Annotated in this window: 25 protein-coding genes and 1 pseudogene; 2 read left to right on the top strand and 24 right to left on the bottom strand. The window is 41.7% G+C overall.

Annotated features, from left to right (window positions below; genetic code table 11):
* Positions 1–61: 61 nt before the first annotated feature.
* The 18 genes and pseudogenes from PREMU_RS00215 to PREMU_RS00135 all read right to left on the bottom strand — a co-directional run bounded on the left by PREMU_RS00215 (position 62) and on the right by PREMU_RS00135 (position 13,425).
* Complete coding sequence (locus PREMU_RS00215) at positions 62–1,243, bottom strand: beta-ketoacyl-[acyl-carrier-protein] synthase family protein (protein WP_007572161.1); 1,182 nt, start codon at positions 1,241–1,243, stop codon at positions 62–64.
* Complete coding sequence (locus tag PREMU_RS00210; protein WP_007572160.1) at positions 1,236–1,505, bottom strand: phosphopantetheine-binding protein; 270 nt, start codon at positions 1,503–1,505, stop codon at positions 1,236–1,238. The genes PREMU_RS00215 and PREMU_RS00210 overlap by 8 nt, the downstream gene beginning before the upstream one ends.
* Entirely contained in the window at positions 1,495–2,070 is a 576-nt protein-coding gene (locus PREMU_RS00205) for a hypothetical protein (protein WP_007572159.1), read from the bottom strand. The genes PREMU_RS00210 and PREMU_RS00205 overlap by 11 nt, the downstream gene beginning before the upstream one ends.
* Positions 2,067–3,224, bottom strand: coding sequence for a beta-ketoacyl synthase N-terminal-like domain-containing protein (locus PREMU_RS00200; protein ID WP_007572158.1), 1,158 nt, complete (start codon positions 3,222–3,224; stop codon positions 2,067–2,069). The genes PREMU_RS00205 and PREMU_RS00200 overlap by 4 nt, the downstream gene beginning before the upstream one ends.
* 12 nt (positions 3,225–3,236) lie before the next feature.
* Positions 3,237–4,559 carry a class I adenylate-forming enzyme family protein gene (locus PREMU_RS00195; protein WP_007572157.1) on the bottom strand — a complete coding sequence of 441 codons (1,323 nt, stop codon included), beginning with the start codon at positions 4,557–4,559 and terminating at the stop codon, positions 3,237–3,239.
* Positions 4,556–4,783 carry a phosphopantetheine-binding protein gene (locus tag PREMU_RS00190; RefSeq protein ID WP_007572156.1) on the bottom strand — a complete coding sequence of 76 codons (228 nt, stop codon included), beginning with the start codon at positions 4,781–4,783 and terminating at the stop codon, positions 4,556–4,558. The genes PREMU_RS00195 and PREMU_RS00190 overlap by 4 nt, the downstream gene beginning before the upstream one ends.
* A gap of 6 nt (positions 4,784–4,789) precedes the next feature.
* On the bottom strand, positions 4,790–5,422 hold the full coding sequence (locus tag PREMU_RS00185) for a hypothetical protein (RefSeq protein ID WP_007572155.1): 633 nt from the start codon (positions 5,420–5,422) through the stop codon (positions 4,790–4,792).
* 1,460 nt (positions 5,423–6,882) lie between these two features.
* On the bottom strand, positions 6,883–7,350 hold the full coding sequence (locus tag PREMU_RS14340; RefSeq protein ID WP_007572154.1) for an IS66 family transposase: 468 nt from the start codon (positions 7,348–7,350) through the stop codon (positions 6,883–6,885).
* A gap of 184 nt (positions 7,351–7,534) precedes the next feature.
* Positions 7,535–7,714, bottom strand: coding sequence for an IS66 family insertion sequence element accessory protein TnpB (gene tnpB / locus PREMU_RS15425; RefSeq protein WP_223918672.1), 180 nt, complete (start codon positions 7,712–7,714; stop codon positions 7,535–7,537).
* 104 nt (positions 7,715–7,818) lie between these two features.
* A pseudogene (locus PREMU_RS14765) lies at positions 7,819–8,082 on the bottom strand (IS66 family insertion sequence element accessory protein TnpA); the annotation flags it as partial.
* A gap of 462 nt (positions 8,083–8,544) precedes the next feature.
* The gene (locus PREMU_RS00165) at positions 8,545–10,038 is read right to left on the bottom strand and encodes a tetratricopeptide repeat protein (protein ID WP_156803915.1); all 1,494 of its coding nucleotides are present in this window, start codon (positions 10,036–10,038) and stop codon (positions 8,545–8,547) included.
* Positions 10,039–10,487: 449 nt separating this feature from the next.
* Positions 10,488–10,844 carry a hypothetical protein gene (locus PREMU_RS00160; protein ID WP_007572152.1) on the bottom strand — a complete coding sequence of 119 codons (357 nt, stop codon included), beginning with the start codon at positions 10,842–10,844 and terminating at the stop codon, positions 10,488–10,490.
* Positions 10,845–11,077: 233 nt separating this feature from the next.
* The gene (locus PREMU_RS15910) at positions 11,078–11,275 is read right to left on the bottom strand and encodes a transposase (RefSeq protein ID WP_473234630.1); all 198 of its coding nucleotides are present in this window, start codon (positions 11,273–11,275) and stop codon (positions 11,078–11,080) included.
* 32 nt (positions 11,276–11,307) lie between these two features.
* Complete coding sequence (locus PREMU_RS00155) at positions 11,308–11,535, bottom strand: hypothetical protein (protein ID WP_007572149.1); 228 nt, start codon at positions 11,533–11,535, stop codon at positions 11,308–11,310.
* Entirely contained in the window at positions 11,513–11,818 is a 306-nt protein-coding gene (locus tag PREMU_RS00150) for a hypothetical protein (protein WP_040557892.1), read from the bottom strand. The genes PREMU_RS00155 and PREMU_RS00150 overlap by 23 nt, the downstream gene beginning before the upstream one ends.
* Before the next feature lie 6 nt (positions 11,819–11,824).
* The gene (locus PREMU_RS00145; RefSeq protein ID WP_040557891.1) at positions 11,825–12,115 is read right to left on the bottom strand and encodes a hypothetical protein; all 291 of its coding nucleotides are present in this window, start codon (positions 12,113–12,115) and stop codon (positions 11,825–11,827) included.
* 110 nt (positions 12,116–12,225) lie between these two features.
* Positions 12,226–12,756, bottom strand: a complete 531-nt coding sequence (locus tag PREMU_RS00140) for a hypothetical protein (protein ID WP_007572146.1) — start codon at positions 12,754–12,756, stop codon at positions 12,226–12,228.
* Between the two features lie 12 nt (positions 12,757–12,768).
* Entirely contained in the window at positions 12,769–13,425 is a 657-nt protein-coding gene (locus tag PREMU_RS00135) for a ParA family protein (RefSeq protein WP_007572144.1), read from the bottom strand.
* 751 nt (positions 13,426–14,176) lie between these two features.
* Here PREMU_RS00135 and mobV point away from each other — a divergent pair.
* Positions 14,177–16,621, top strand: coding sequence for a MobV family relaxase (gene mobV, locus PREMU_RS13975; RefSeq protein ID WP_169311294.1), 2,445 nt, complete (start codon positions 14,177–14,179; stop codon positions 16,619–16,621).
* Between the two features lie 121 nt (positions 16,622–16,742).
* Positions 16,743–16,982: a hypothetical protein gene (locus PREMU_RS00125; protein ID WP_007572138.1), complete on the top strand. Its 240-nt coding sequence runs from the start codon at positions 16,743–16,745 to the stop codon at positions 16,980–16,982.
* A 111-nt stretch (positions 16,983–17,093) separates the two neighbouring features.
* Here PREMU_RS00125 and PREMU_RS00120 read toward each other — a convergent pair whose 3' ends face one another.
* The 6 genes from PREMU_RS00120 to PREMU_RS00095 form a co-directional block, all read right to left on the bottom strand.
* Positions 17,094–17,540: a DUF1648 domain-containing protein gene (locus PREMU_RS00120; protein WP_007572136.1), complete on the bottom strand. Its 447-nt coding sequence runs from the start codon at positions 17,538–17,540 to the stop codon at positions 17,094–17,096.
* Positions 17,533–17,925 carry a hypothetical protein gene (locus PREMU_RS00115; RefSeq protein WP_156803914.1) on the bottom strand — a complete coding sequence of 131 codons (393 nt, stop codon included), beginning with the start codon at positions 17,923–17,925 and terminating at the stop codon, positions 17,533–17,535. The genes PREMU_RS00120 and PREMU_RS00115 overlap by 8 nt, the downstream gene beginning before the upstream one ends.
* A 67-nt stretch (positions 17,926–17,992) precedes the next feature.
* Positions 17,993–18,343: a hypothetical protein gene (locus tag PREMU_RS00110; protein WP_040557890.1), complete on the bottom strand. Its 351-nt coding sequence runs from the start codon at positions 18,341–18,343 to the stop codon at positions 17,993–17,995.
* A gap of 98 nt (positions 18,344–18,441) precedes the next feature.
* On the bottom strand, positions 18,442–19,473 hold the full coding sequence (locus tag PREMU_RS00105) for a radical SAM/SPASM domain-containing protein (RefSeq protein WP_007572130.1): 1,032 nt from the start codon (positions 19,471–19,473) through the stop codon (positions 18,442–18,444).
* Positions 19,474–20,155: 682 nt separating this feature from the next.
* On the bottom strand, positions 20,156–20,737 hold the full coding sequence (locus tag PREMU_RS00100) for a recombinase family protein (RefSeq protein ID WP_007572128.1): 582 nt from the start codon (positions 20,735–20,737) through the stop codon (positions 20,156–20,158).
* A gap of 56 nt (positions 20,738–20,793) precedes the next feature.
* A complete protein-coding gene (locus PREMU_RS00095) occupies positions 20,794–22,203 on the bottom strand; it encodes an ATP-binding protein (RefSeq protein ID WP_007572126.1) in 1,410 nt (469 codons plus the stop codon).
* Positions 22,204–22,291: the final 88 nt, after the last annotated feature.

Below are 22,291 nucleotides of genomic sequence, written 5' to 3'. Positions count from 1 at the left end.
AGTCTTAATCGGGTCCAGATAGGTGCTGTAAGGCTCTAATCCGTCGTCCTTTACTACACAATTAACATATACTCTCTTCATGGATCTTCGAAATAACTATTGTTGAATCATTGCCTCCGAAGCCGAAGCCGTTGTTCATCACGTTCACGATTCCTTGATCCGCTTCAGTCTCCATCTCAGGGGTGACGCATCCATCGGCAGCTTTCTGGAAGCTCCTGCTCACGGGAATGAACTGGTTCATTAGGGCAAGCACACAAAAGACAGTCTCTATGCCGCCGCAAGCACTTGTCGTATGCCCGGTGAGACTCTTCGTAGAAGATACTGCAGGAAGCTGATCTCCAAATATCCGAGTGATGGCTGCGCTCTCACTTTGATCATTGTTCACAGTGCCCGTGCCGTGCGCATTGATATATTGAATGTCATCAGCCTGGAGATGAGCCATATCTAGGGCCGTGGACATCGAAGCGTATGCGCCTCTTCCATCAGGAGAGGATGCCGTGCTATGAAAAGCATCACATGCATTGCCATATCCGCGTACCTCAGCAAGAAGTCTAACGCCACGTCTTCTTACAGACTCCTCGCTTTCTAAGACAACATATCCTGCGCCTTCTCCGAGGTTCAGGCCAGCATGCTGCTCATCGAATGGCATACATACCTTGGTGTCTAGTATTCTCAAAGAGCCGAAACCCTTATAGGAAGATTGTGCCAGACTCTCGCATCCGCCTGCCAAAACAATATCCCTTTCTCCATTTCTGATGAGTTCGCAGCCGGCGATGATGGAGTTGATCGAAGAACTACAGGCCGTCGAGATGGTAGAGATATAGTCAAAGCAGTTGAAGAAACTTGCTATCTCCTCTGTTATGCTTCCATTATCATTCTTTTCTATCATTTCCTTCGTTAGATGATCAGGGAAGTACTCTTCCAGCAAATCCCTTCCTCCGACCGAGCTTCCGGATACAAAAGCCATCTTCTCCCTAGAGAGATGCGCACTCTGAATCGCCTCTCTGGTAGCCTTCATGCCCAGTTGAGCATTTCGAGGATAAACCGTACCAGTTATGCCTAAATCTGACGAGAGATCTTCATTGCTCATCTTTACCTCTCCTACTGGATATTCGTCCGTTGTCTTGAAGTAGACTGGCATGGCAACACCAGACCTGCCTTCACGTAGACTCTGCAGATTCTCCTGGACATTATTGCCTATGGCAGACACCACACCCAACCCTGTAATATATACGCTACGCATCAGGAGAATTCTTTTGGATGAAATCCGTAAGCGTATTGATGTTTAAAAAAATCTTCTTCGCATCATTGGTATTCTGCACCTGTACATGGTATTTCTTCTCTACCATGGTCAGAAGGTCAAGAATATCAATGGAGTCGAGACCCAATCCGTTCTCACCAACAATCGTCTCATCGTCTGCAATTTCCTCTGGCTTGTAGTTAATCAGACTAAGCGAACTAACGATGTCGCTCTTCAGCTGTGATTTTAATGCTTCAGTTTCCATTTTTTAAATTTAACTTGTAAATGTTTGCCTTATAATTATCATCCGAGTAGTGATCCAGCCATCCGGCGATGACGTTTCCTTCAAAGCCGTTATAGATCGCCTCTATGATCATCTTCATCACCCCAATGTCCTCACCAGGGAGGATATAGAAGCAGGTGTCACCCGAATAGTTGTTCTTGATAGAGATGTCACCTGCGACGACATTAGGAGCCGTGTAGACGAATAATCCCGGGACAGGGAAGAATTCTTCCTGAATCGTCTTCTGATAGGCGATATCAGCTGTTATGCAGCTGCTGCTACTGAACAAGCAGACACCCGTTTCTTCCGTCTGGTCATGATTCTCTTCCCCACATGGAGCAAGAGCCTCCGCATCATTCAGCAACTCTACGGCGAGGATGCCGAGCTGCGATAGTCTGCTCATCTTATAGATATTGTCACATCCCGGCAGATATTTCCGTATCAGATTCTTTATCTGTTTTATTCCTGTTCCCATTCCGCTAACAAGATGTTCGTCTACCTGCGTGTTATACGTGTCTATTAGAACATGATGTAGTATCTTTATCATCTTATTGCCTCCTTCTCGTAAATCACGGCAGCGTTAACTCCTCCAAAGCCCGAGATGATCTTTAGGAATGCCCGCTTGTCCGTTGACTGGTTTTTTTTCACAATATGGACTGGATTTCTCACGCCTAAGGCTTCAAAGCCCCTGGTACCGATGACAGTATGGTCCTCTACTGCCTTCATGGAGATGATAGACTCTATGATTCCGGATGCACCCATCGTATGACCGACATATCCCTTGAGCGAGTATACTGGAATATCCTGCAACCCCATCCTCGTAAGCGCCATGGCTTCCATCTCGTCGTTATACATTGTGGCTGTGCCATGTGCATTGATACAAGCGATCTTGCTCACATCATAGTCTTTCAACACATTTCGGATTGCCGAGAAACATCCTTCGGCCTTCGGTGACGGAGCAGAGATGTGAAAGGAATCATTTCTCTGTGCTCCTGCAACCAGTCGCCAGTATCTGCCGATTTCGGCATCGCTGTCACCTGAGAGGACCATCGTTGCGGCAGCCTCTCCCAGGTTAATTCCCGTCCGACACTCATCAAATGGCCTGCACGGATGACGTGACACTGCTCGCAACGAATTGAATCCCGACAGAACGAACTTCGACAATATATCACAGCCTGTCACAATCACATTTTTGAACCTACCCATCGACAGTATCCGGTCTGCGAGAAGCTGGGCACTAACACCAGAGATACACGCGTTGGAAATCACGACTGGAGTGTTTGGATTTCCAAATGCATTGGTTATCCTCTGGGAACTCTCTGATAAGCCTAACTGGTCATGATAGGCTTTTGCATCCACTTTCCCATCTGAAGTCTCAATGTATCCCCCCATCATGCCCGCATTACCCATGATTGAACTGATGACAAACAACGTCGATGGTGCTCCTGCATTAATATCAGTATGCTCCAGTGCCGATTTTACCGACATGATGATCAAATCCTCAAAGAGAGAATATCCGGGATGTCTTGGAACTGTCTTTATCAGCTCCTGTGAGAACCTCGAAAGGCTAAACTTGCCCGGAACACCGTAGGGATCAACATATTCAGCAATCCTTGACTCCCCGTTTTTAATACGTAGGTAATTCTCTGTTGAGGAACTTCCCAGAGGAGATATAATGTTATCAGATATTATTCTGCTCATAGATCATCCTGATTATGCGAACGCTTGGTAATACTTTCTGTTCACTTTTCCACCGCTGCTATACTTCAGAGAGTCAACCTTCTTATAGTACAATGGAATTTTGTAGTTACAGTTCAACTTGCTGAAGAGATCTCTGGAGAGCTTCTTCCCGTCAACATCTCCGTTACTTTCCGGTACCACGAGAAGCTCGAGGGCATTACCTAGTATTGAATGTTTCCGGGATATGCAGATACAATCCTTGACCTCTGGCAGCTCTAATGCAGCCGTCTCCACTTCCTGGGGGCAGACGCTGTACCCCCCCGTTTTGATGATGTCATTGTCCCGAGACCGGAAGAAGAGATTTCCCTCCGCATCTAGGACTCCAAGGTCTCCACTAACATATGGTTCACCACCGCGCAACTCCACGCTGACGTCGCCATCCAGGATTAGGTAGCCGCTGAATACTGTCTTTCCACTGCAAACGATATGTCCGTCTTCAGAAATCGAGATCTGTGAGTTTGGCAATGCCTTTCCAAGATTACCACTTACGTAATGCTCATCATATTTGCATGTCGTCATGACACCGGCCTCCGTCGATGCATAAGTATTATATAGGCGAGTATAGGGTAACTTCTCCTGCAGTTTGTACAACAACTCCGTAGAACAAGAATCTCCACCCGTCTCGATTAACTCTATCTTGTGCTTCAGCTCTACCAAAGACTTCGCGCAGACAGAGAGCAGAATCTTTATATTGGACGGTATCAAAAAGATGCCCACCTTGTGATCTGCTTGTCTAATGGACTCTAGAAAAGCATGTATGTTCTTCATTCCTGGAAGTATGCGTACCGTGGCTCCCACCATGAGCGTGGCATAGAGTTTCGATAAGCAGCCGAAATGATTCATCGGCCCAGCAATAATGTATGTCATTTCCTTGTTAAATCCTTGAGATTCAATCAGATTCTCACCGTCTGCTATTATCGCCTCATGGGATAGCATCACACATTTCGGGCTGCATGTCGTGCCGGAGGTGAAAAGTAGGTCTGCGACTCCTTCCGGCAGCCGGACGCCAGCCATCTTCTCCTCAAGATCCTCAACAAAACAATCTGGTGCATCTGCAGCTGTAAGGGCTACACCCTCCCCGGCTAGGTGTGCAGCAAAGTAGTTACACAGAAAGTCCATGTCCTGCGTTGCCTTGAGTACTACCGTCCGGCCTGCATTTTTTTCGTATGCCTCTTTTTTGTGCGCAATAACCTTCTGAAGCTGGCTGTATGTCAAGCTACTCTGATTGGTAACCACTGCCAACGTATCCGGAGTCTGCTGTGCATAAAGAGCAATATATTCTTCCAAAGACTTCATGCTGATTGGTTCATTTTGGATTTAATTAATATTTCCAGATTCTCTACGTTTCGGAAATTCTTCGGATTTATATCATCTGAGTCAATATCAATATTGAACTCGTTTGACAATGCCTGAGCGATGATCAGTAAACCTAGTGAGTCTACACTGTTATAAAGATAGTTAGCTTCTATATCCGCGTTGGGCATAGCCTGACTAATCACATCTATAATCTTCTCTTTCATATCGCTTTATTTTACGTTAATCATGCTCTCGTATAACTCCTTACGCCATCGTGGAAGCTCATCCTTCGGCTCATCTTTATAATATCCATAAGCTTTTGCAAAAAATTCCTTTCCCTTTGCCTTGTCTCCGCCACAGAATGATGGCATGAAATAGCAGAACATTCCCTCTACAAAGTTTACGCGGGAGTTTTTTGGTTCCTTAGCGAGAGAAGTCTGCAACAAATAGGCGATATAAGGAACGTACTGTTCACCCTTGGACGAGTCTATCGCCAATTCCATGATCATGATACGGGCCTGTAAAGCCATTAGGTCAGGGTGTGCCTTGACAAGATTTGTATCCAAACTCCTCATATAGGTGAGAGCCTGACCAAAATAGTTTTTTGCGTTGTCAGGATCGAGAAGTCCTCTGCGAAACTTACAATAAGAGATGTAATACTTGATCAGCCAATCGTTCTGGTAGATCTTGTCCAGACGATCAAGCTCGTAGATGGCTTCTTCGTTAGCATCAGCAGTGGCTACAGTATTCAATCGATTCACGATCTCCGTTACTTTAGCTGTACGGTTATTATTGCTTGCAGCAAAACTATCTGTCGCCCCCAAGGACAGCATGAACAATAAAATAAAACCTAAACGTTTCATGTCTCAATAATTTTAATGTATTATATTATACCTTATTATATTATATTATAGATAATTCATGACAAACACTAACCTTAGCACATCCTAAGTTGTCCAGTCTGACAACAAAGTTCTTTGTCCTATCAGTAGTCTTTTTCACATTTGCAACGAGGTTCTCTATATCTCCGCCTGTTACACGCGCCTTCTCTCCTACTTTGATCCAGCTTGTCAACAAGTTTACCGCTCAAGACACCATTTATCAACAATTGGAGCATCTCTTCAGGTTGTTTGGTTCAACAGCGAACGAATGTCCTTCATTTTCTTATCTCTCTGATAGAATACATTATGAATCTACCATGCGAGACTCGTTTGCAGTCGCTATAGGAACTTACCGTTTCCTGTACGTTGACAATGCAAAAGTAGGGAATATTTCAATAGATTAATCAGAATTGGCGTTCCAATGCCAGTTCCATTTTGCGGTCATGCTGTTGCATAATCAAGCAACCTGTTCCGTTTTCCGCAACGCACTATATATCAACACCTTACAAAGTTTATGGAATAGTTCAAATTGGAAATAAACGATTATCATATGCTTCTATTTAGTGTCTGCTGAGTTAATATTTCTCCAAAGGCGGAGAGTTGTAGACAAAGCTCCTCATAGTGGTGATGGCAATGAAAATCCGCCATATTTCGGTTAGGACAAGAAAAAGTCCCTTAGGAATTTCATCACGTTCTTGACGAAGTAGCACATTCCCGTCCAGCATCGTGTTGTCTCTGGAAGCTTGGCTCTTATGTCATTGGCCGATTGATTCTCCTGCCAGTACGAATGAGCATTCGATTTCATTACGTTCTCCATGGCGCTTTGACCATCTTGAATTTCATTTCCTCGGAAGGAGGTGTCTCCGGTGGTCGCCCCAATGGTTTGCAGTATGATTTGATCTCCAAGTCCTCAATTATATCTCGGTTCGCTCTGTTCAAATAAATCTTATCCGCAAGGATGGTAGTCGGAAAGCAGCCGAAGCGTTCTTTGAAAAGTTGAATCTGCAGTAAGAGGTCCTAACTCTCGTTATACGCATCCCAACTGTGGTGGTCTATGAACGTATAGCCTTCGACTATGCTCGCACCTATCTTCGCACCGAATCCCGTCTTCGCTTTAGCCTTACCATGAACAATAGCTTGGATGTGTGGCTGAAAGATGCTCAGTATACGATTTGCAAATGTATGAACCTTCGACCTGTAAATCTCCTCTTGCTGATGGCACATCTTAATGATGGCAGTAAGAGTGCACTTCTCATATAAGTACAGGCTATCGTAATAGGAATCGTTCCTAGCAAACAAGTCCATCAACTTACGTAATTCTTTATGTAAATGGTTGAGTATCACTGCAAGAGTGTCACGCACCATCTTCCCTTTATTCTTGGCTTCCTTAACAAGCAGAAGATATGCCAGACGTGCATGCTTGTAGTTTGTTTGTAGTTTGTCTAACACAACTGTCTCATAACCTTCTCATGCGCACGAACTGTCACCTTATGAGTTTCGCAGTCTGCCTCTACCTCCTGGGCGGTGGCCTTAGCCGCCTTTTTCTCTTCTTTGGTGAGTTTTCCTTCACCAAAGTCAATTTCAAGTTGTCTAGGGTCATTCGGTAAGCTATGTTTCTCGCTCATCTTGCCCCAAAGTTTCCTTTTAAGGTATTCCAACTGGCAGATGAGGTTCCGTATCTTCTCGTCTTTCTCGCCGATGACAGCCCAGAGCTTGCTTATCTCTGCATCTTTAACCTTAAGGTCTGCATCCTTGGCAGCGATGCTGGCCTCGTAAGCTTTGTAAGATGCGTCCTTGCCCGTTAACTCAGCCACCTGCGCCTGAGCTTTCTTGACTTGCTGGTAAAGCTTGTCACGGTCGTCCAGAAGCTTCTGTATGAGAGCTATTTGAGATGGCTGATTTTCTGGCATTTATATCTTGTTTTCTATGATGCAAAAGTAACAAAAATATCGAGAAAATCTAAGATTTTCAAGACTTTATCTATCTGTTTTCAGGACATTTTCCGTTCGTCTTCCTGCCTTCAGAGACCCAGCGTGGAGCTCTGTTTGCTTTGTTGGGATCAATCCCTTGGACCATCAGCATCAGGTCACTCTATTACGACTCAACTTCCATTTTGTCACTGTCCATGTCCAAATCAGGAAGACGGAGGCAACCATTCTCAAGTTTCATGTTGTAGATGACAAGACTGCCATATTCTAGATGAAGTATCTTCATGCTTGTCAGAGAACGATTGACGAAGATAAACACGTCACCGCTTTGAACATCACGGCCCATCTAATTCTTTACAATGCCGCTGAACGCATAGAAACTCTTGCGCATATCTGTAGGATGAGGATAGAAATGATATCTGTCATTATCATTGAGACTGAACATAGACTTTACCGGCTAAGGTTTATCAACTGACGAAGACCTTCAAGCGATAGGTCACTCGTAATGCGTACCATTACGCCATTGGGATATACAAGCTCACACAGAGCCGGTATCTTTGCTGTCATGGCAGAGTTTGGCCCTTTACCAGAATGACAATCGGAAGGGAGTATCTTGATAAAGGAGCCACTTTTGGCCACCTTATCCTTCTCCATATCCTTGAGCCGCTTCTGCCAATAGTAGAACTTGTCCTCCCTAATACCAATGGAACGGGTATAAGCCCTTACATTCTATCCGCTTTGCTGCCAATCGGCATAGATCTTGCGGAACTCTTCAATGTTCATGTTTTCCATATCGCTTTGCGTTGAATTAAATTTTAATGTCGCGCAAAGATAGTCAGAAAAGTTCAACTGAGAAATACGGGGCAGACTGATTGCTTACTGTAAGATACGGGCTTTTATGTAGAATTATGTGTTATCTATGATGAGAACTGAGGGAAAATCGAATGATTGTGGTGCAGTACCGCAGACTTAATTTCATCACGGGCATATGTCTTATATGAAGTTTCTTTCTGCCGTGTCAGATGTTAACCGCAGGCCTCCTTCAGATTCTATTTCGCAACGCTCTTGCCTTTCTTTGGCTATAGCCTTCCCGATATTAGAACTGGCGACCGATAGACGATGCTCAAGCTGAGTATACATTTCTGAACACAAAGCATGGATAGATGAAGTATAGACCTAATCCAATTTACTGGATTTTATCCTCGATTTCGTAGTTCGCACCGTCGTACTGCTGACTGCCAAGATTCCCTGTATCTCTTCGTCTGTCTTTCCCATCTCTTTCAGTACGAGAAAGAATTGATACCGGGGGGAGAGATGGTCATAATCCGTCTGGAGATGCGTGATGAAAGGCAGATCAATAAGCTTATAGTATTCAAGGAAATGCTCGAAATCCTTCTTGTTCCATGTATGGGTGTTCTTTCCGTCAAGGATATCTTGGTAAAGAGCCTTTCCTTTGTATAGAATCTTGGACTGAAGGTCCTGAAATTCCGAAATCTTTTTCTTGATCTTTGCCTCCTGCTCAGAATCACTGTCGTTCTTATCCAAAGACTTCAGTTTCTTGATTTTTTCAAGTCGTTCCTTATAAACATTTAGCACCAGCTGTGTCTGAAGGGAGTCCTTCATCCATTTCTCGTTCTTGAAATGTAGCCAGAAATAAATGGAGACAACCGCGAGGATGGCTAATATTACGATGAAAATGCCCTTGGTAGCCATCTCCCGAATCTCCTGATTCTTCATCTGATTTTCAAAGTTCTTCTGAATAATTAGGAGATTGTTATCTTTTTTTTCCTTGAACTGCTTTTCCTGAAGTCTGGTTAAATTCACCAGTGTCGTATAAGCCTTTTTATAATCGCCACTCGCAGCATAGAGGCTCTGCATGTTTTGGTATGTAAATTCAATAGTCGACATATCCTTTGCCTGCAATGCCTTCTTGAAATATTCCTCTGCCTTTTCTACATTACCTCTCTGGAACTCCAGAATGCAAAATCCTGAATATACCGATGGCTGCGGGTAAACTGCTAGTGCTTTGTTAAAGTATACCTCCGCCTTTTTCGGCGACTTGTAGATTAGAGACGATCCTAGAGATACATAAAAATTCGACTGTTCCTTACGAGGAATCGAGCTAATGTACATTAGGCTTTTGTTCAGCAGTTCGTCAGCCCTGTCGGTCTTTCCAAGTCCATAGTATGTCGTGGCCATTAGCGCATAGGAATATGCTATCCATTCCTTCTTCCCTGACAAGAGCGAAAGATTATAATTCTCCTTTCCGTAAACTATGGCTTGCTTATATTCTTCGTCAGAGTTACTCCAGTCCAATAAACACTCTTTAATCTTGTGTTTCAAAGTGATATCATCCGTAGACTTTGCCTCTCTGTCCGCATAATACATATTCCAGAAAGCCTGTTTGGTATGTCCCATATCGTAGTGGTATTGGCCTTCATAGTAATAGCATTCCGCAGAATTCTTATGGTCATTCTGAGAAGCATAATATTTCAGACATTGGCGGATAATAGAATCTGATTCAAGGACCACGCCTTCTTGATTATTAAGCCGGATACGCAGCAAAGCGTACTTGTATTTTTCAGCATCTCCTTTCAGATTGTAATTGTCTATTTGATTAAGGACAAGACTTGCAGAATCGTTATTACGATTGTCAAGCAGATTTTCCACTGCTTGCAACTTTGCATCCTGGTTTCCGCTACAAGCAAAAAAACAGGAAATGATTGAAATTATTATTAATGCGGCCTGAAATCGTTTCAATAAATACATTTTTCCACTGAATTTGTTGCAAAGTTAACAATATCTGCGGAAAAGACATATAAAACATCAAAAAAAATGGAGAAAACTTAATAAAAATATGATATTTTACTCGATTCCCGCTAGCGGGGGAGACTGTCCGAGAGCTCCTTAGATGGTGTCATACTGTCATCTGAATCAAACTCTCTGATAAAGCGAACGTCATCTGAACTTACATATTGCGCTAAATCGGACGATTTACAATCAACAATTAAGCGACAATCTAGTTCTCGGACGGTCTGGGGTGCGTCCTTTCTGACCACTCTGTAGAGCAGAATAGTTTCTGTTCCACAGAGGGTATATAGAGTAGATGATATACTTTCTTAATCTAAGAAGCTATCCGAGAAGACAACGTTGCCATCAACAAGTACGCTTACAGTCATCTTTGAACCATAATTGGAACCACACAATGTAACAGTATCACCCTGAGAAACGCTTTCAGCCTCATACACATCGGCAAGCATACCATCCACATAGAGATAGACAACAACATTCTGTACAGAAGAGAGAAATACTAAATTTGCATTGTTATCGTCATAGTTAACATCAACGATGCGCCTGATACTAGGAGCACGTCTTGGACCATGTACGTGAATTACGGGATTAAGATCGGTTCCAATAGGCTTAGATCTGTTAGCATCACCTGCGAAAATTGCAGTTGTTGATCCAAGCAGTAACATTGCTAATAATAATACTTTTCTATAAAGTCAATAATTATGTTGTTTAAAAATCACGTTGCAAAGATATTACTTTTGACAATACAATCCAATTATTTTATGAAATAAATAAAATTGGGTGTTTCATGCACCATTTTCGTTATATACTTATATTCAGCTGATTACAAAAAATGGAACACTATATTTTCTATAAAAAGGAACATATAAAGCCTTCGTATTGAGAGATAATCTTTGATTTATTTCGCTATCTGGAGAGCCATTTCTGCATCATATATGAAGAGTCGGCGCATGTTGATCCATGCGCATCTCGCTAAAGCCTGAAGTGCATGTTTGATGAGACCTCTGTAACGAGTCTTGTTGTTGCGGGTATGGAAGCAATATTGAAAGATGGTCGCCTCGACGTTGCTTCGTTTCTTGCGTTCGTCCCAGGGAATCGATTCCGTTTGGCGTCTGACTTTGCACCGTTCTATAGCAGTATCGTCAAAATAGCGGTATAGGTCCTCTTTCCGTTCTTGGTCTGCTCTGCATTGATGACCTCTGCGATCTTCTTGTCAGTAACCTCCAGGGTACCATCTTCCTGTAGGTTGAGATCAAAGCGCGTTGGCTTGCTTTGGATACCATTAGCAATAAGCTCGAATTCTTTCTCAGGATCGTTTGCCAGCTCACGGTTGTCAGGACTTTGATATGCCCCCATCAGCGTGCAGCTTCTCTACCTTGTTGTCAGTTACTTCCTCGGTTCCCTTGACGCCATCGCCGACATAGCCATTATCTGCAGCACTGGCTGGTTTTACTTGAACGTCAGTTATGAGGTTAGGCTTGCCGCTCTCATCACAAGTCTCTGTGATGTTCGTTGAGAATCCCTTTACCTTCTTGCCACCTTTACTGCGGTATGCAGCGTCTGTGTCATTAGGATTCTGTACGCTTGTGTCTGAAATCTTGGCTTTGCCACGCAATGCACCGTTACCGTCCTTGTCCACTTCAGACTACTCGTTGAAGACTCTACGGAGAAGCACCATTTCCTGATCTGACTTTGCATCAAGGAGGTGCTTGATGACAATGCCTAGATCCAGTAGATGCTTGCCCATCGTTTCCGTGTCAGTACGACAGACGGTCTTGGCGGCATCCCCATCAAGAAAGTCACTTGCACACTGTCGTATCATCTGAACGCTGATCTGCGATATGTTATCGGCAGTGGCACTCATAACCAGAATCTTGTGTGTAATCTCATAGCGAGAGTACCATGCGATATTACTGCTGATAAGTTTGCAGTCCATGCGTACAACACGACCGGGGCCGTTCTTTCTTACTTTGTTTATTCATGTATGACTATATAAATTTACTTATAAGTCATCTTATATTATACCTTATGAAGGCCTTTAAAGATTTATATACTCTTTGCCTCTTCCAGGACTTTCTTTGCTGCGACACGCATGGCTTTTGCCTTTTCAGCCGCCTCTTTACGTGCGGCCAGCTCTTCTTCTGTTGGGGCTACATAGTGAACACGTTCCATGAACTTGTCGATAACCTCTTCGCCGTTATAGTCATTGACAAAGGTCTGGATAAGAGCAGCCACCATCGTACGAACGGAGAGCCGCTTGTAGTATTTGTCACAGTATTCCTGAAGGACATCTATGAGAGAAGATGGTATTCTTACCGCCTTTCCTCTGTCTGAACTTTTATCGTAGGTTATGCAGCCCTCGATTATACTTTCCGTGATATCCTTTGGGAAGCTTTTCTTGTCAGGTCTCTTATTAATTGCCGGACGTTTTACTGAAACTTTTGTGCTTTTCGGCTTCACTTTGTACTCTGCCTCGCTGATTTCTTTTACTTCATCTTCATGGGTGATATTACGTACCTCGTCCTCGAGGCTTAGGCCAATGAGCGGGTTTTCTATGATTGGTCTTTGCTTTTTCATGCTTGTATGTCTTTATTTGTTGATCTCTTCAATAATTGTCTCAAAACTGTATTCAACTGCCCTCCTTTGGTAAATATCAAGAGGATAAAGAGTAGTATAGCGTTTAACTACAACACTCTGTTTGATTCTTGGTGCAACACGTCCGACGGATCCAAGTATTTCTATAGTATGTTTCCTTTGTTCCAATTCCGCAGCCTTACCTTCTTGATCGTTAATTCTATTTGGTAAGAAGGCAAAACGGACCTTCGGATTAGTCTTGTGCATAATCTTTATGAAAATGCCAGTAGCGTCAATAGTGTCCGCATCGTAAGAAATCGGCACTATAACAAAATCTGCATACTTGAATATATACAGGAGATTTTTATCATTGAGCGTACCCGGACAATCGATTAGAACATATCCTGGCACTTGCTTCATCTTATCCATGACCTTAATGACGGTCTTTTCATCTGACATATCCAGTGAAGCAATCTGCCAAGGTAATGATGCATCCGGATCGGCTTTTTGCTCGCGCATTCGATGGCGATAAAGTGATTGCTGCAAATCAGCATCGAGGGCGACCACTGGCAATCCCTTTTCTGCAAGGTATGTAGCGAATAAGCTACATAGAGCTGTTTTTCCTACTCCTCCTTTGATATTAGCAAAAAGAATAATTTTATTTTCTGCCATAATTTTTTGGTTTTCTGCAAAGATAGAAAATAAAAATTATATGGATACATTTATAATAGCTATTATAACATTATTTATGAGTATTTTGTTCATATTATTATAGGTTAGTTTATAAATAATCTTACTACAACTAACATGCATATTTTTATAAGTATACTCATAAGTTTATTAATAAATAATCTTATTAGAGATATTATAAGACATAGTATACATAAATTTATAATATTACTAATAAAATACACGGACACAAACTAATAAAATGTTTAATTCGGGGAAAATTGATGTTTGCAGAATCTTCCGATCCTTAAACTAATCTTACAGATATAATTACAAAAATATAATAATAAAATGTCATAGAACCGAAGAATCCATTTTCAGTCGGAATGCTGAGAACTAACGGATATTGATACAAGGGTCATCTTCAAGTTAAAAATACAGAAACGATGGTAATAAATTCCTCGAACACATTTGCAAGTGTGCCGGGAATACACTAACTTTGTGAGTGGATTGAGCACAGCGAAATATCCATAACGTAATATGGATTTTAGACTTCGCTTAAAAATCCAGATTACGCCAAAGGGCTGTCTGCCCTTTGGAAACCCGACTGGGAGTGACCCTCTCCCAGACCCTCCGCTCAGGGCATCTGCCCTAAGAACCTGACAAGAGGATGACCCTTCCCCTTGACCTCTCGGCAGGATTTCACCCTGCACCCGACCAGAACGGATTTCTGGACTATCTGAAAGGAAGAACTATGGAAGCTCTAAAGCCTAAAGCAGCCGTTCACGGCCAACCACAAAAAGCATTCTCCAAAAACGCATCTGACGAGAATGAAAGATGGCGTTGGGAGCAGGAAATGTATGCTCGAAAAAATGCAGATCTTGATAAGAATAATCACTATGACTATAGTAGAAAAAGATTGAATTTCGAGATTGTCAAAGGTGAAATAAAACCTCTTGGTTTGCAAGAGAAACGACTTCATGAACGCCTCCAAGACAAACTCGAAGAACTTGGATTCAAGTGTTACAAAGATGGTGCACAGAACATGCCGAATTCTTGTGTTGACTGGGTGTTCTCAGGAGACCATGATCGTATGTGCGAGATGGCATTTGGCGCATCCTACAAGGATATTGACTACACGGCAGAGAAAGACAATTCAGAGGCTGTAAAAAACACTGATGCCTATAAGTTCACTGCCAGTGGCTACTCGCTAAGTGCTATGCCCAATATCTATCAATGGGCTTTAGACAGCTATCGCTTTGCCTGTGAAAAATGGGGAGAGGACTACATCATCGGTGCCGAAGTGCATCTCGATGAGACGACACCACACATGCACCTGCTGATGGTACCTGTCGCCGAACGAAAGACCCGTGGCCGGACAAGTACAAAGTATCAGAAAAAGTCGAATCAGTCCGTCATCATCAAGAAGAAAGAGTATGAAACTCTTTCCGATGCAGAGAAATCCAATTATGCTCCTGTGACGAAAGCATCAAAAAAGTTAGTGAGTTATTCAGGTGTGTTCGGTGATAACTATGGGGAGCGCAAGCAGTACATGAAAGATTTCCATACTGAATATCATGAGAAGGTGGGGAAAAAGTATGGATTGGAGAGAGGTGACGACCTAGATCTTCTCGATCCAGAGGAGCGACGCAAGCGCAGGCACATGCGGAAGGACCAGCTTCATGCCGTGCAAGAGTATGACAAGAAACTGGTCGAACAGGCCGAGCGCAACCAAAACCTGGAGCTGCAGCGAGATAAATTAGATAGAGCTATCAAGGACAAACAGAGCAATGCTGCCAAAATAGACAAAGCCATAGAGAAAATTAATGCAACCTTGGCTAATGTCAAGGAAGAGCTTGCTGCAGCAAAGGAAGATATCATCGTTTATTCCTATGAAGCAAAAGAAGCCGAAAAACGGCGAAACAATTTAGATGTTGAAAACAGCGAGTTGGAGGAGTCGATTCGGTCAAAAAACAATCACCTCAATTCACTGAAAAAAAAGATAAAGTTACTTCCTACAGAAGAACAGCTTAATGAGAGGGAACGCAGAAATAACTCCACTCCTGCACTTGCTGAGATTATTGATCGGGAGAAGCGTGACAAGGCTGTACCTTCACTTAACGATATTATCGCTCGGGAGAAAAGAGACGCAGCTGTCCCATCCTTGGCTAGCATCATGGAGAGAGAAAGGCGGAATAAATCCGTGCCATCTCTTGAAGACATCATCGCTCGAGAGCAGCGTGATAAGGCTGCTCCTTCTCTTGACGATATTATCGCCCGGGAGAAAAGAGGCGCGGCTGCCCCATCCTTGGCCAGTATTATGGAGAGAGAAAGACGGGATAAATTAGTACCTTCTCTTGATGACATCATCGCTCGAGAACAGCGTGATAAGGCTGTACCTTCTCTTAACGAAATTGAGAGACGTGAGAAAAAGGTAAAGAATAGTAGAATAAACTACTATAAGTCCTTTGTTTTGCCTAAAGTTGACGATAAATTAGATGCTGCCGTAGAACTTTCAACAACTAATAAAATGGCAGTTTTTGCAGCTGTTAATGGAGAGTGGCTGAATGGTGTCGTTCTTACTAAAGAGCAGATTGAAGACTATAATGACGGATATGCAACTGCGGAGCAGCTGGCCGCTCTGCTATTGTCGCCAAAAATACTGAAAAAACTAGATGAAATACAAACGGCAAAAACCAAGCAGGAAATAGATAGCCTACAGGAAAAGAAACTAAAATTAGAAACTGAAATAGCAAAGTTGAAAAAACAACAAAGTGAGATTTTAAAGGTTTACAATACCAATAAAGAACTATACGATAAGTTTAGTAAGGAGTATGCTGATTATCAGAATCTTGTTAAAACCATGATTACGGCATTTGATTATAGGGCTAATCTGTTGCCGGGCGCATTCCAAGCTCTTATTGAGTCTGAGGGCATTCCAGAACGAAGTGAATATGATGAGAGACCATCTTTCACGGGATACAGATGGGGCAATGGGAGACCGTATGTGCAGATACATACTATCCCTGACCATACTACGTACATAGGCATAACGCAAGAAGACTATCAGAGACTCGAGGAGGGTCGGACAACTATCTGGGAGTTTGTAAATAGACAATATGCTCCGATTGCCGTAAAGAGTTCCATCGGTCTTGAACAACAATTCGGTATCAACAGAGAAAGTGGCATTAGAAGGTAAAGATCGTTTTTTGGTATAAAGAATAAGCACTATGACAAAAAAACAATACAATCCGTAACAGATCCTCTGGCCAATTTCAGCATGGGCGATACAGTAAAGTAACATCTTACATCGGAGAAGAATGCCGATAATTCTGAAGTTACAATTACGCAAACGAGTAAATAAAAAGAAAAATGGCAATCAATGGAGCCGCTTCTTGGAACTTGCACAGAAGCAGAAAGAGAAGCGTGGAAAAGGTGTTGACAAGGGTGTCCAAATATACCTTGATACTAATCTCATGAACACTCTTGAGAAACTGAGACTTTCCGGGCTGAATGGTACGAAATTCCATGTAGGATACCTTGCTAAAATGCAGTTATGAGTACTTTTCTCGAAGCTAATGCAAGTAAGGTAGAAAAACAAATTTCAAAGGAATATTTGAAGTGAACTCCCCATGAGTTTTTTGCTCATGGGGAGTTCACTGTGCTACGATTTAATGTTTACGTATTAAACTATGCCAGACGATAGTAAAATACACAATGATACCAATAACTACAACATATAAAAACCAGGCTTTAAGTGGTATATATCGTGCAGAACACATCGTTACATAAAATACAAGAAGGGAAATCAAAGGATTGATGTTGTCAATATATTTTATTAATTTTTTCTGATTAAAGTCATTTTTAATTACCTTCTTCCTTGATGGGAGAAGTAAATCATATGGATGGCTCTTATAATTATTCAAAATCAGGTAAAGTATAAATGCAATAATTGGTAAAATAATTAAAGCAAATCTGTTGCCATAACTTGTAATATTACCGGTAAAATCCCAATGCAAGATAATCTCTTCAGAACTAAAGATGATACGGTAAACTGCCACAATAACTGTAGCAATTATTAGTAAGAGCGCACAAAAATTACTTAATCTCTTATTCATTCTTTGCTATGTTTAAAAGAATCAAATTTCTTAGTTCTTGTTTGTTGACTTTATTGTAAATCTCTGGATAGTTTTCCCTGATAATGTTCATTCCTTCTTCTACTAGTGCTTCATTAACATCATCAGAAGGGATGTATGTTTTTGCTACAGATTGCTTTAAATCCCACACTTGGACAGCTTTGTTGCTATTTTCATTAATTTGGGATGTTGTGTCAGATACTTTTTCTACAACCTTCCCGTGTACATGGGTTACCCAGGTAGTTGTACCAATCCAAAGAAAAGCCTCTACAGCAATAGCAGCAATCACGATGGCAACGGCTCCGTATACGGCACTAGCAAACTCAGCTTGGTCTTGGTTTTGAGTAGCACGGGTACTGATGTCCATGTTTTTAAGTGGAGAATTGAACTTTTCTCGCTCCTCTAACATTGTTGATATTTCGTTTAAATATGGATCATTTTTCAGAGATTCTAGGTTTAATAAATCCTTTCTGCTTGAGAATTTTGACGTATTCGGAGGCATTTCCTTGTTCGATACTTTTAACAATATCATCATCGCCTAAGGCTATGATGATTTTTAACAAACCATTATCAAGAGAAATCTGTTCATTAAACCCAAATTCCTCACTATATGCTTGTGGATCTTTTGCAAATTCTCTTGCGACACAAGGATTTCTTTTTATCTCTAAAGACAGTTTTGATAAAAAAGTCAGATACTGTTCACTAATAGAAGAGGTTGGAATACAAATCTGATATCCCAAGCTGTCTGTATTTACATCTTGATATGCTTCTAATTTCTGATTCAACTCATCCCAGAATCAGAAGAGGTGCATGCATTCAATAAAAAAGCACTTGATATCACACCCAAAGAGCCTCTGGTAATAAAAAATTTATCTTTCATTTTTTACTGATTAAACATAAAATAATTTAATAAGATTCTAGAAATAAATTTAGAACTGTTTTCTTTTAAAATATTAATGTTATTCGGATCACAAAAAATCCTTTGGCATAAGACACATGAATGCTCTGGATGAAAATTACTTGATTTATCACCTTTCAATGTCTTTATATATCTATCAATCTTTTCTGGACCTTCACAATATAACCAAATCTTTATAATATCCTTAAATGCTCTCTCGTAAATGGTTTTGATATTTTCTTTATTAATATTACCTAAACGGAGAAAAGGATTTCTCTCACATGTAATACCACAGCATGCGAAAACTTCTCCATATGGATTTATTGGTATAATGGAAAAAAGATTATCGCATCGTTTAAATTTATATCCGCATTCATATTGTTTGTATGTTATATTTTCTTGCTCGTTCTTGTTCATAGGAGCCCATATCCCTTTTTCAAAATAAATAGCTTTGCCATTTATAAATTCCTTTTTGTCACAAAATGTCGCATAACGAGACAAGACTTTATCTTTACTTATTATTTTGTCAATATTAAACTTACTATAGTCCTTAGTCTCAACATTAACTGCACATACAAGCCCTAAACGAACCGAAGCGAGTGCAGCGTTTCTCACTCTTCTAAAAGGAACCCATTGCTGATGATCGTCACCAGTACTAAAATTAATTTCATGTAATCCACAGTTCTTCAATTCTTTTATTTTCAGTACTGCCATTCGATATGTTGTTGCCCACCAAGCATTCGTGACTATGCGTGTTGAAAGTCCTTTTCTGGAAGCATATTCAATAATCTTTTTTAAATCATCCCAAAATATAGTACATTCTCCACCCGTTAATACCATAACTTTAATATTTGGATAAGCTTGTAAGCACTTGTCAACATATCCTTTCATTTCATCATATGTCATTCTCTTTGTTACATTTGGATTACATTGAAAGCAACAGTTTCTACAAGATGCAGTACATTTGAATGTGGTTAGAAATGTAATAGCACTTGGTTCTATTATTGGTACTACCATATTAGTAAAGATTAAATTTTCAAATCGTCATTTAGCGGATAAAAGTGTCATAATATTCTTTCTATGAAGAAAAAATATATCCAAAAGATGAACTTCCACGAATAGAAGAAATGTAGGTTAAATTTTGCATATTTTCTATTTTAATGTTTGATGAGTTACCTCTTTACAAATTAGTTATTTGTGTAAATGTAAGCAATATTTTTTAATTCAGTGCGTTCAAGTTAATTTTTTAATATATTTTATATATATGATGACGGATTGTAACTATTCAGCTGCCATATCGCCCTTTGGCGATAACAAGTTGTTGATATAACAGGGTTAGTTATATAGAAGCGAATGCAGAAAGACAAGTGACATGGTAGACATGGTATGGTATGGTATGTTACCTCTGGATAACTAAAATGATATATATACAACGGCCGTCAGCCACATGGTCAAACGACCGTCAGCCGTACGTCAAACGGCCGGAGTACCATCACCGCCAAACCGTTAGACATGATTACACAACCGCCCCGATGGCATGGGGATATCAGAAAAGGCCGAATGGAATCCGCAGAATAGTTACATCAAATTGATACATTTGCTGATATTTAATTTTTATTACGAACGTATCACAAGCTAAAGACTCCCGGAAAGTTCTCAGATATACTTTTCTCTGCAAGAGCAGCCATTTACAGGATTGTTATAGTTTCCGACACGGTTCTAACCTCCGCATCCGTAAGTAGCGATAAACAGTGGACTTGGACTTTATGCCGAGCTGCTGCATAATGACATCTATGGCAAGACCTTGGCGGTATAGCGCAGCGCATGCGTCCACCTTATCCTGCTTGATGCCTGCACCTTTTCTCTTTCCAAGACTGCGCCCCTGCCGACGGGCTTCCTCACGTCCAGCCTTGGTGCGCTCGATGATAAGGTCGCGCTCAAACTCGGCAAGACTGGCGAAGATATTCATCATCAGCTTGCCCGATGGCGAGGATGCGCCGACATGATCCTCTATCGACGTGAGCATGATGCCACGGCGGTGCAGATCGGCAAAGATGTCGACGAGGTCTTTCAGCGAACGACCAATGCGATCGAATTTATAGACAACAAGTGTGTCCCCCTCGCGGAGATAACTGAGACATTTCTTCAGCACGGGCCGCTCTTTAACTCCGGAGACCTTCTCGGAAAATATCTTCTCACAGCCAGCCTTCCGCAATGCGGTTATCTGCATATCAAGGTTCTGCTCTCGCGTCGATACCCTTGCATAACCGATATTACTCATGTGTGTAATTATTGATTGTGTCCAATTTCATTTCTCGAACAAGTCCTCCAAAATTATCACTTCCTGGAAGCGTCAGAAATATACAGTACACTGCTGTCAAAATCATCAACAATATTCTCCGGCAGTATCACGTATGGTTTCTTTCCATCAACAGGCTCATGCCTTAAAAACAAGGCATAGTAGACTGTATGTCCTTTGGTATAGGCGAAGTCTTTACTACGAGCTTTCAGGTCATCCAGCAAGCTTTCGGCATGCTCTTCTTTCGTCCATTTACATTCACCGATAAGAAGGCTTTTCTTGTCTATGGATTCTGCCACAAGATCAAGTTCTATTTGCTTGCCTTTAGCTACAGTACCCCACCATCTAGAAGCAACGTCCCATGTAATGCCGAATACTGTGTTTCCACTCACAGCATGTCTGCAAAGGCGTTCCCACTCTTTACCTGCGAAATCGGGATAATTAGAAGTAATATAATTTCTTACAACGTTATATCTGTTAAGTCCTATCATCGACCTTTCCGGCACGATGAATCGGTAATAGAAACTCAGAAACTCGTCTGAAATCTTGTAAAGGCTTTTTTTCGTGCTGCGTGGACTTTCACCAAACGGAATGTCCCTTTCGATGTATCCAAGTTTCACCAACCGATTCAAAGGTACGCTTAGGTCGGTTGCCTTGCGGCCCAACCGTGAGGCAATCTCAGAGACGCGGTTGGCTCCATTACCGATTAGTGACAGAATGGAAGATGCGATAACCGTTGTTGAAAGATCATCTGCAAGCAGTCTGTCAGGCTCGTCAAACAGAGTTCCTTCGGTGTTCGCTATCTGGCTCATGACAGCATCCATCATATTGCCATTTTCCTCACGGAGAACCCAATACCGTGGGACCCCACCCCATGCGGCGTATTCATCCACGATTTCATCGGCCGGCTCTTCCTTGAAAGCCTGTTGAAGAAAACGAATATGGAGAGGACGTAACTTGATGATGGTGCCGGCGCGACCATATAAAGGCTCAGAAGGATTGAGGACAATATCTTGCATAAGATGCTGGGAAGAACCACAGATTATCAAATGAAATGGAAATCTCCTCATATCAATGAACCTTTGAAGAATCGACGGAAGTTCCGGACAGGACTTTACCAAATAGGGAAACTCATCCAAGCATACAGTGAACATATTTTCTCCTTTGGCACGGTAGCAGAGTTCCGTAAACAGGCTATCCCAGTCCGTAAACGGCAGCTTGTCAAAATTGTCGAACTTTGAGGATAAAGCCATGGCGAATAACCTTCTCTGTTGCGTTTGGTCACTCTTGTCGGCCATAAAGAAAACATCATCCGCACCAAGTATTTTTTGTATGAGCGTTGATTTTCCAAGCCTACGCCTTCCGTAAACTACCACAAATGATGGTTCTTTCTTGTTCAAGGCCTTTTGAAGCCTCGCCATCTCCTCTTTTCTGTCTAAAAACTCCATAAGCACTATGATATTATAGAGTGCAAATATAATAATTTAAAATTATAATAACAAAGAAGCGAGCATTTTTTTGCAGTATTCTCCGTCT

Origin of the sequence: Hallella multisaccharivorax DSM 17128 (genome assembly GCF_000218235.1) — a bacterium.
GTDB classification, from domain to species: Bacteria; Bacteroidota; Bacteroidia; order Bacteroidales; family Bacteroidaceae; genus Prevotella; species Prevotella multisaccharivorax.
The sequence above is the reverse complement of the archived record's forward strand: the minus strand, read 5'-3'. Positions and strand labels throughout refer to the sequence as shown.

What these genes read in the sequence shown, in the direction of transcription:
- PREMU_RS00215 (WP_007572161.1), bottom strand. Translation starts at nt 1,243, where the DNA reads ATGCGTAGCGTATATATTACAGGGTTGGGTGTGGTGTCTGCCATAGGC.
- PREMU_RS00210 (WP_007572160.1), bottom strand. Translation starts at nt 1,505, where the DNA reads ATGGAAACTGAAGCATTAAAATCACAGCTGAAGAGCGACATCGTTAGT.
- PREMU_RS00205 (WP_007572159.1), bottom strand. Translation starts at nt 2,070, where the DNA reads ATGATAAAGATACTACATCATGTTCTAATAGACACGTATAACACGCAG.
- PREMU_RS00200 (WP_007572158.1), bottom strand. Translation starts at nt 3,224, where the DNA reads ATGAGCAGAATAATATCTGATAACATTATATCTCCTCTGGGAAGTTCC.
- PREMU_RS00195 (WP_007572157.1), bottom strand. Translation starts at nt 4,559, where the DNA reads ATGAAGTCTTTGGAAGAATATATTGCTCTTTATGCACAGCAGACTCCG.
- PREMU_RS00190 (WP_007572156.1), bottom strand. Translation starts at nt 4,783, where the DNA reads ATGAAAGAGAAGATTATAGATGTGATTAGTCAGGCTATGCCCAACGCG.
- PREMU_RS00185 (WP_007572155.1), bottom strand. Translation starts at nt 5,422, where the DNA reads ATGAAACGTTTAGGTTTTATTTTATTGTTCATGCTGTCCTTGGGGGCG.
- PREMU_RS14340 (WP_007572154.1), bottom strand. Translation starts at nt 7,350, where the DNA reads ATGCCAGAAAATCAGCCATCTCAAATAGCTCTCATACAGAAGCTTCTG.
- tnpB (WP_223918672.1), bottom strand. Translation starts at nt 7,714, where the DNA reads ATGGGCCGTGATGTTCAAAGCGGTGACGTGTTTATCTTCGTCAATCGT.
- PREMU_RS00160 (WP_007572152.1), bottom strand. Translation starts at nt 10,844, where the DNA reads ATGTTACTGCTTGGATCAACAACTGCAATTTTCGCAGGTGATGCTAAC.
- PREMU_RS00155 (WP_007572149.1), bottom strand. Translation starts at nt 11,535, where the DNA reads ATGGGGGCATATCAAAGTCCTGACAACCGTGAGCTGGCAAACGATCCT.
- PREMU_RS00145 (WP_040557891.1), bottom strand. Translation starts at nt 12,115, where the DNA reads ATGGACTGCAAACTTATCAGCAGTAATATCGCATGGTACTCTCGCTAT.
- PREMU_RS00140 (WP_007572146.1), bottom strand. Translation starts at nt 12,756, where the DNA reads ATGAAAAAGCAAAGACCAATCATAGAAAACCCGCTCATTGGCCTAAGC.
- PREMU_RS00135 (WP_007572144.1), bottom strand. Translation starts at nt 13,425, where the DNA reads ATGGCAGAAAATAAAATTATTCTTTTTGCTAATATCAAAGGAGGAGTA.
- mobV (WP_169311294.1), top strand. Translation starts at nt 14,177, where the DNA reads ATGGAAGCTCTAAAGCCTAAAGCAGCCGTTCACGGCCAACCACAAAAA.
- PREMU_RS00125 (WP_007572138.1), top strand. Translation starts at nt 16,743, where the DNA reads ATGCCGATAATTCTGAAGTTACAATTACGCAAACGAGTAAATAAAAAG.
- PREMU_RS00120 (WP_007572136.1), bottom strand. Translation starts at nt 17,540, where the DNA reads ATGAATAAGAGATTAAGTAATTTTTGTGCGCTCTTACTAATAATTGCT.
- PREMU_RS00115 (WP_156803914.1), bottom strand. Translation starts at nt 17,925, where the DNA reads ATGGACATCAGTACCCGTGCTACTCAAAACCAAGACCAAGCTGAGTTT.
- PREMU_RS00105 (WP_007572130.1), bottom strand. Translation starts at nt 19,473, where the DNA reads ATGGTAGTACCAATAATAGAACCAAGTGCTATTACATTTCTAACCACA.
- PREMU_RS00100 (WP_007572128.1), bottom strand. Translation starts at nt 20,737, where the DNA reads ATGAGTAATATCGGTTATGCAAGGGTATCGACGCGAGAGCAGAACCTT.
- PREMU_RS00095 (WP_007572126.1), bottom strand. Translation starts at nt 22,203, where the DNA reads ATGGAGTTTTTAGACAGAAAAGAGGAGATGGCGAGGCTTCAAAAGGCC.